A 2,416-nucleotide genomic window follows, 5' to 3' on the forward strand; every position below is an offset into this window, starting at 1 on the left:
CCGGCGAGCACGGCAAAGGCTTCGCGGTGGTCGCCTCGGAAGTGCGCAAGCTCGCCGAACGCAGCCAGACCGCGGCGACCGAAATCAGCGCGCTGTCGAGCGATACCGTGAAAGCTGCGCAGACCGCCGGCGAGATGCTGGCCAAACTGGTGCCCGATATTCGCCGTACCGCGGAACTGGTGTCGGAAATCTCGGTTGCCTGCCGCGAACAGGATGTCGGCGCCAGCCAGATCAATGAAGCGATCCAGCAGCTCGACAAGGTCACCCAGCAGAACGCCGCCGCATCCGAAGAGATGTCGGCGACCAGCGAGGAACTCGCGGCGCAGTCGGAGGAAATGCAATCCTCCATCGCCTATTTCCGCACCGACGATGCGCGTGCCCCCGCTCCGGCGCCGAAACGCCCCGCTGCGGCCTTGCAAGGCAAGGTCAAAGTGCGGCCGTCGAAAGCCAAGCCCGCGACCGTCGCCGAGCAGCAGGCCCGCGTCAAAGGCTTCGCCCTCGACATGAGCCACGGCGCCCGCGACGAAGCCGATGACGGGTTTCGCGACTACGCCTGAGCCCATTCACAAAACATCGTGAACTCAAAAACAAAAAATCGCCCCCAGGGAGGGGACCATGCGCTTCACCATCAAACTGAAACTCGGCCTCGCCTTCGGCTTCATCGCCATCATGCTGATGGTCGCTTCGTACATCGGCATCACCAGTCTGGCGACGATGGACGCCACGATGAACATGCTGACCGGAACCTATGTCGACCGGCTCTCCACCGCCAAGGAAGTCAAGATCGACATCCTCGACTTCGTGCGCAACGAGAAGAACATCTTTCTCGAAACCGACGAAACCAAGATGCACGTCTATGACGACAAGATCTCCGACTTGCGCCAGCAGGTCGATGACGACATCGCCCATGGCACCAAGATCGCCAGCGAAAAGGGGCGCGTCCTTTACGAGACGATCCGGTCGGACTGGGAACAGATCAAGCCGCTCGATTCCAGGCTGCGCGAACTCGCGCTCGCCAACCACAACGAGGAGGCGAAGGCGCTGTCCCTCGGCCGCATCAGCAAGCTCAACAACGACCTGCAGAAGTCGGCCGACGGCATCGTCAATATCGCCAAGATCGGAATGGACGACGCGACCACGAACGCCGCGACTGAATATGCCAACACCCGCGCGCTTCTGATCGGCGTCGTCGTGCTTGCGCTTGTCCTTTCGGTCGCCGCGGCGATCTGGGTGATGCTGTCGATCTCGACCGGCCTCAAGAAGATCAACGTCATGGCCCAGGCGGTGGCGATCGGCGATCTCGACCAGCACATCGAGGTCAGGACCAACGACGAAATCAAGGATGTCGTCGATTCCGTCAACATCATGACCGCCAATTTGCGCAACACGGCCACCATGGCCGACCAGATCGCGGCCGGCGATCTCATGGTGCAGCCGAAGCCGCTGTCCGAGAAGGACAAGCTCGGCATGGCGCTGGAGAGCATGGTCGAGCGCCTCAGGGGCGTCGTCGGCGATGCCATCTCGGCCGCCAACAACGTCTCGTCGGGCAGCCAGGAGTTGTCGGCGTCGTCCGAGCAGCTCAGCCAGGGAGCCACCGAACAGGCTTCGGCGGCGGAAGAAGCCTCGGCCTCGATGGAGCAGATGGCCTCCAACATCAAGCAGAACGCCGACAACGCGGCCCAGACCGAGAAGATCTCCAAGCAGTCGGCCAAGGATGCGGAAGCTTCGGGCGCGGCGGTCACCAAGGCGGTCGTCGCCATGCAGACCATCGCCGAAAAGATCAACATCGTGCAGGAAATCGCCCGCCAGACCGATCTGCTCGCCTTGAATGCGGCGGTGGAAGCGGCGCGCGCCGGCGAACACGGCAAGGGCTTCGCAGTGGTCGCGTCCGAAGTGCGCAAGCTCGCCGAGCGCAGCCAGACCGCGGCGACCGAGATCAGCGGCCTGTCGAGCGAAACCGTGAGGTCCGCCCAGACCGCCGGCGAGATGCTGGCGAAGCTGGTGCCCGACATCCACAAGACCGCCGAACTCGTCGCCGAAATCTCCGCCGCCTGCCGCGAGCAGGACATCGGCGCCGGCCAGATCAACGAAGCGATCCAGCAGCTCGACAAGGTTACCCAGCAGAACGCCGCCGCATCGGAAGAGATGTCGGCGACCAGCGAAGAACTCGCCTCGCAATCGGAAGAACTGCAGACCTCCATCGCCTATTTCCGCACCGACTCCACCTCGGTCGGACATGGGCAGGCGAAGCCGATCCTCACCCCCTCCCGGAAGCCGGCTTCGCCTGTCGCCCACCTTCAAGCCCGCACGCCCGCCAAGCCGGCACCGAAGCGCGCCGCCAAGCCGGTCACGAAAGCCGGCGCCACCGTCGCCGAGCAGCAGGCCCGCGCGCGCGGCTTCGCCCTCGACATGACCC

The 2,416-nt window shown here is 64.0% G+C and carries 2 protein-coding genes; both read left to right on the forward strand.

What is annotated here, in order from left to right; genetic code table 11:
• Window positions 1–557, forward strand: a 557-nt coding sequence (locus AC1P6P_RS14015; RefSeq protein WP_481403064.1) for a methyl-accepting chemotaxis protein, incomplete at its 5' end; no start/stop codon positions are given.
• A gap of 58 nt (window positions 558–615) precedes the next feature.
• A partial coding sequence (locus tag AC1P6P_RS14020) for a methyl-accepting chemotaxis protein (RefSeq protein ID WP_481403065.1) occupies window positions 616–2,416 on the forward strand: 1,801 nt, incomplete at its 3' end.

Source organism: Rhizomicrobium sp. (assembly GCF_056722145.1).